At 70.3% G+C, this 5,921-nt stretch carries 4 protein-coding genes; all 4 read right to left on the reverse strand.

Features of this window, described 5'->3' with window-relative positions; all coding sequences use genetic code 11:
* Positions 1–1,151 (reverse strand): MFS transporter (locus ACFE8Y_RS20455; protein ID WP_375466208.1); only part of this gene is annotated, 1,151 nt, incomplete at its 3' end.
* 97 nt (positions 1,152–1,248) lie between these two features.
* Positions 1,249–3,747: an ATP-binding protein gene (locus tag ACFE8Y_RS20460; RefSeq protein ID WP_375466209.1), complete on the reverse strand. Its 2,499-nt coding sequence runs from the start codon at positions 3,745–3,747 to the stop codon at positions 1,249–1,251.
* A gap of 327 nt (positions 3,748–4,074) precedes the next feature.
* Complete coding sequence (gene ahcY / locus ACFE8Y_RS20465; protein ID WP_375466210.1) at positions 4,075–5,481, reverse strand: adenosylhomocysteinase; 1,407 nt, start codon at positions 5,479–5,481, stop codon at positions 4,075–4,077.
* Between the two features lie 123 nt (positions 5,482–5,604).
* Positions 5,605–5,921 (reverse strand): ABC transporter permease (locus ACFE8Y_RS20470; RefSeq protein WP_375466211.1); only part of this gene is annotated, 317 nt, incomplete at its 5' end.

The following is a 5,921-nucleotide window of genomic DNA, read 5'->3' on the forward strand; positions in this document are numbered from 1 at the left end:
GCGCCGCCCGCGACCACCGCGGGGACCGCGCCGATCAGCGCGGCGAGCGTCCCCGATTCGAACTCGCCGAGTTCGTTCGAGGCGCCGATGAAGACGGTGTTGACCGCCGAGACGCGGCCCCGCATCGCATCCGGGGTCTCGCCCTGGACGAAGGTCTGGCGGACGTAGACCGAGATCATGTCCGCGGCCCCCGTGACGAACAGACAGGCCATCGAGAGCGGCAGCGAGGTCGAGAGGCCGAAGACCATGGTGGCGAGGCCGAACACGGCGACCGCCCGCAGCATCCGCACGCCGGCGTGGCGGCGCAGCGGCCGGTAGGCCAGGACGATCGCCGTCAGCACCGCGCCGACGGCCGGCATGCTGCGCAGCGCCCCGAGGCCGAGGGGGCCGACGTGCAGCACCTCGGCGGCGAAGACCGGCAGCAGGGCGGTGGCGCCGCCGAGCAGCACCGCGAACAGGTCGAGGCTGATCGCGCCGAGCACCACAGGATGTGCGCGGATGTAGCCGATCCCGGCCGACAGCGTCGCCCAGGTTACCGGCGGACGCTCGGTCACCGGCGCCGGCCGGAAGCGGATCGCGGCGGTGGCGAGGCTCGCCAGCGCGAAGCCGGCTCCGGCCGCGCCGAACACCGCCGTGGGGCCGGCGGCGTAGAGAAGGCCGCCGAGCGCCGGCCCGATCACCGAGGAACTCTGCCAGAGCGAGGCGTTCCAGGCGATGGCTGGGCCGAACAGGTCGCGCGGCACGAGGGTCGGCAGCAGGGCCTGGAGGGCCGGGTTGGCGAAGGCGCGGGCCGTGCCGATGAGCACGACGAGGCCGTAGACCGGCCAGACCGCGTGCGTCCCGCTCCGGGCGACGGCCAGCAGCGCGAAGCTCGTGCCCGCCTGCACCGCGAAGGCGGCGGCGGCCACGAGGCGCCGGTCGTAGGTGTCGGCGACGTGCCCGGTGATGAGCGAGACCAGCATCGCCGGCAGGAAGCCCGCGAGCCCGACGAGGCCGAGCGCCAGCGGGGAGCGGGTCAGGTCGTAGACGAACCAGCCGACCGCGACCGCCTGCATCTGGTAGGCGAGGCCGGTGAGGGCGCGGGCGACCCCGAACAGGCGGAAGTCGCCGTTGCGGAAGACGGTCCAGCCGGTGGATGCGCTCTCGGACATCGGCCGGTGCTGACCGGCCGAGCCGCCGCGGTCAAGCCGCCCGCACGACGCCCTAAGCGAAGCGTCGTCCGGGGTCCGGGGCATCCGGGCAGAGCGGCTACTCGGCCGCCTCCGTCTCGACCTGCGCCTCCGGCTCGACGATCGGGAAGGTGCAGCGCACGCAGGTGCCGGTGCCGGGCCTGGAGTCGAGGGAAACGCGGCCCCCGTGCAGTTCCACGAAGGAGCGCACGATCGAGAGGCCCAGGCCCACGCCGCGGTGGCGGGTGCCCAGCGTGTGGCTCTCGAACCGGTCGAACACGTGGGCGGCGATCTCGGGCGGCATGCCGCGACCGTGATCCTGGACGGTGAGCAGGAGATCGGTCGGGGTGCGCTGCGCCCGCACCGCGATGCTCTGGCCGGCGCTGGAGAAACCGACCGCGTTCGACATCAGGTTGAACAGGATCTGCCGCACCCGCTTGCCGTCGACGAAGACGCTGCCGATGTCGTCGGGCACGTCGAGGACGAGGGTGAGGTCGGCTTCCGCGAGCCGGTCCTCGATCCCGAGCAGCGCCGCCTCGATGGTGGCCTTGACCTCGACGGTCTCGCGCTGGAGCTCCAGGGAGCCGGCATCGATCGAGGCGAGGTCGAGGATGTCGTTGATGATGACGAGCAGCGCGGCCGACGAGCGCATGATGTGCTCGGCGTATTCCCGCTGGCGCGCGTTGAGGGCGCCGACGGTCTCGTCGCCGAGGAGTTGCGTGAAGCCGATGATGTTGGTGAGCGGCGAGCGCAGCTCGTAGGAGACGTGGTGGACGAAGGTGTCGCGGATCTGCGCCGCCTTCTCCAGGGCGTCGTTCTTCTCGGTCAGCGCCCGCTCGACGTTCACGCTCGCGGTCACGTCGATGAGGGTGATCAGCGTCGCACCCTCCGGCAGCGGCTGGGCGGCGCAGTCGAGCACCGTGCCGTCCACGACCGCGAGGCGGCGGGCGAGGCCGGTACGCGATTCGAGGCCGACCACCGCGTCGCGGATGTCGAGCCACGGCTCCTCGGCCGGGGCGAGGGCGCGGCAGGCGTCGATCACCGCCTCGACGTGCGGACGCGCCTCCAGCGTGGCGGGATCGAGGCGCCACGCGGTGGCGAAGGCGCGATTGGCGAAGGTCAGGCGCCCGTCCGCGCCGAACACAGCCACCGGCTCCTTCAGGGTGTCCAGGGTCTCGGCCTGCACCCGCATCAGCGCGTTGTAGCGCGATTCGAGCTTCATCCGGTCGGACACGTCGTCGAACAGGTAGGTGAGCCCCCCTTGCGGGTTCGGCTCGGCCAGCACCCGCAGGGTCCGGCCGTCGGGGAGGTACCACCACGCGGGACTGGCTTCCGCGGCGCGGTAGGCGGCCAGCACGCCCTGCTTCCAGCTCCGGAAGTCGGCATGCTCCTCCAGCTTCCGATGCGCGCGCAGGTGATCGAGGATCTCGCCGTCCAGCGGCCGCCCGTCGAGGAAGGCGGCGTCGAGATCCCAGAGCTGCCGGTAGGCGGCGTTGTGGAAGATCAGCCGCTGGCCGGCATCGAACATCGCCACCGCCGTCGGCAACTGGTCGAGGGTGCGGACGTTCGCGTCCATCTGGCGCTGCAGGTCGGCGCGGACGCTCTCGAGCTCCGAGACGTCGACCGCGATGCCGACGCGCCCGCTCTCCAGGGCAACCTCGGTCACGTCGAGGATGCGACGGCCGCCGGAGACGACGGCCGAGAGGCGCAGCGCCGCGCGGGCGCCCTTGCCCCGCCGCAGGCCATCGTCCCGGGCGATCATCTCGCGGGCCGGACGGTCCAGGAGTTCGATGCCGTCCCGGATCGCGCCTTCGCGGCCGGCGGCCTCGACGGCGGCGACGTAGGCGGTGTTGACCCAGGCCAGCCCGCCCTCGCTGTTGCGCCGCCAGACCGGTTGAGGGATCGCGTCGAGGAGGCCGGCGAGCGCCGACAGGCCGCGGCGGGCGTCGTCGAGGGTTTCGCGCAATTCGGCGACCTGCCGCCGGTCCTCGGTGGTCTCGCGCAGGCGCAGCAGGGCGCGCCCCGCCACCGCCTGGCCCTGCGCCTCGATGCTGCGGCCGGATTGGCTGCGCAGGCTCATGCGGAAGCTCGAACCGCGGCTGCGCAGGGCCTCGACGGCGGCCTCGACCGCCTCGGCGTCGCTCGGCACCAGCCAGATCCCGAAGGCGAGGATGCGACGGGCCGAGTCGGCGGCCGGACGGGCACCGTCGAAGGCGAGTCCGACATCGCCCTCCACCACCGGCTCGCTGCGCCCGTTCCACGTGACGATGATCTGGCGCTCGGCGGCGAGCAGCATCTCGGCCCGGTCGTGGGCGCCGCGCAGCGCGTCGAGGGCCGCCGCCTGCTCGCGGTCGCGCCGCGTCCAGCGCGTGCGCTCGTGCAGGTAGAGGAGGGCGAGGATGGTGGCGAAGGCGACGAGGCCGCCGAAGATCGCGACCGCGGCGACGTTGTGCATCTGCGAGCCGAGCCCCCAGCCCGGAGCATCCGAGGCCGAGAGGGCGGCACCGGGCAGTCCGGTCGAGGCAACGCAGAGAGCGCCGACGCAGGCCCATCGCCGCGCCGCCCGATCGACCCTCATGATCCGTCCCGCCTCCAACGACCGTCGCTCAGGTTGGACCCAACAGGTCGGGCGGCGCGACCTGCACCGTTCCCGCACGGGCCCGTTTCGGGCTGCGGCGAGGCATTTCACCTGGTGAATCGGCGCCAGTGTAGCGCGCGGCACTCGGGCCGGAAGGGGAATCGGCTTGGCGGGAAACCCGGCCGCGCAGGTCCCTCCTGAACGGCACACAGAAGACACAGTCCGATCGGTCGAAGGCACCTTGACAAAACGAGGGAGCCCGGCGCGGACGCCGGGCTCCCTGAAGTCCTGACGATGTGGCCGTCGGCGCGCGTCGGCGCCGGCGCCTCAGTAGCGGTAGTGATCGGGCTTGAACGGGCCGTTCTCGGCGACGCCGATGTAGGCCGCCTGATCGGGGCGGAGCTTGGAGAGCTTCACGCCGATCTTGTCGAGGTGGAGCATGGCGACCTTCTCGTCGAGCGCCTTGGGCAGGGTGTAGACCTGACGCTCGTACTTGCCCGGGTTGGTCCAGAGTTCGATCTGCGCGAGCGTCTGGTTGGTGAACGAAGCCGACATGACGAAGGAGGGGTGACCGGTGGCGTTGCCGAGGTTCACCAGGCGCCCTTCCGACAGCAGGATGATGCGGTGGTTGTCGGGGAAGGTGATCTCGTCGACCTGCGGCTTGATGTTCGACCACTTCATGTTCTTCAGGCCGGCGACCTGAATCTCGTTGTCGAAGTGGCCGATGTTGCAGACGATCGCCCGGTCCTTCATCGCCCGCATGTGATCGAGGGTGATGATGTCCTTGTTGCCGGTCGCCGTCACGAAGATGTCGGCGCGGGGCGCCGCGTCCTCCATCGTCACGACCTCGTAGCCCTCCATCGCGGCCTGGAGCGCGCAGATCGGATCGACCTCGGACACCAGTACGCGGCAGCCGGCGTGGCGGAGCGAGGAGGCCGAGCCCTTGCCGACATCGCCGAAGCCCGCGACCATGGCGACCTTGCCGGCCATCATCACGTCGGTGCCCCGCCGAATGCCGTCGACGAGCGACTCGCGACAACCGTAGAGGTTGTCGAACTTCGACTTGGTGACCGCGTCGTTCACGTTGATCGCCGGGAAGAGCAGCTTGCCCTCACGCGCGAGGTTGTAGAGGCGATGCACGCCCGTGGTGGTCTCCTCCGAGACGCCCTTGATCGAATCGGCGAGCCCCGCGAACCACCCCTTCGGCTTCTCGGCGAGCTTCTTCTTGAGAAGCGCGAAGAAGATCTCCTCCTCCTCGCTCTCCGGCTTGTCGAGGAAGGCGGTGTCGCCGTTCTCGGCGCGCAGGCCCAGGTGGACGAACATGGTGGCGTCGCCGCCGTCGTCGAGGATCATGTTCGGCATGCCGCCGCCGTGCCAGTCGAACAGCTTGGCGGTGTAGTTCCAGTAATCCTCCAGGGTCTCGCCCTTGATGGCGAAGACCGGGATGCCGGCGGCGGCAATCGCGGCGGCGGCGTGATCCTGGGTCGAGTAGATGTTGCAGGAGACCCAGCGGATGTCGGCGCCCAAGGCCTTCAGGGTCTCGATCAGCACCGCGGTCTGGATCGTCATGTGCAGGGAGCCGGCGATCCGGGCGCCCTTGAGCGGCTGGCTGTCGCCGTACTCCTCGCGGGTGGCCATCAGGCCCGGCATCTCGGTCTCGGCGATCGAGATCTCCTTGCGGCCGTACTCGGCCAGGGCGATGTCCTTGACGATGTAATCCGTGGCCATGTGCATCCGCTCCGCGTCTGAGGTTCTCGCTCTCGGCCAAGGCCTGTAGCAGAGCGCCGGATACGAAGCAATCAAGACATAAAGATGTCTTTATGCGATTTTTGCCGAGATGCCGTGTCGGGGCGAGACTCAGCTCTTCAGCCGGTAGCCTGTCCGAAAAATCCAGGTGACGAGGCCAAGGCAGATGGCGAGGAACAGGGCGGTCATCGCGAGGCTGACGCCGATCGCCACGTCGGCCGTGCCGAAGAAGGCCCAGCGAAAAGCGCTGATCAGGTACACGACCGGGTTGGCGAGGCTGACCGCGCGCCAGAACGGCGGCAGCATCTCGATGGCGTAGAAGCTGCCGCCGAGGAAGGTCAGCGGCGTGACGATCAGCAGCGGCACGAGCTGGAGCTTCTCGAAGCCGTCGGCCCACAGGCCGATGACGAAGCCGAACAGGCTGAAGG

This window comes from uncultured Methylobacterium sp., from assembly GCF_964242245.1.
GTDB lineage: Bacteria > Pseudomonadota > Alphaproteobacteria > Rhizobiales > Beijerinckiaceae > Methylobacterium.

What these genes read in the sequence shown, in the direction of transcription:
- ACFE8Y_RS20460 (WP_375466209.1), bottom strand. Translation starts at nt 3,747, where the DNA reads ATGAGGGTCGATCGGGCGGCGCGGCGATGGGCCTGCGTCGGCGCTCTC.
- ahcY (WP_375466210.1), bottom strand. Translation starts at nt 5,481, where the DNA reads ATGCACATGGCCACGGATTACATCGTCAAGGACATCGCCCTGGCCGAG.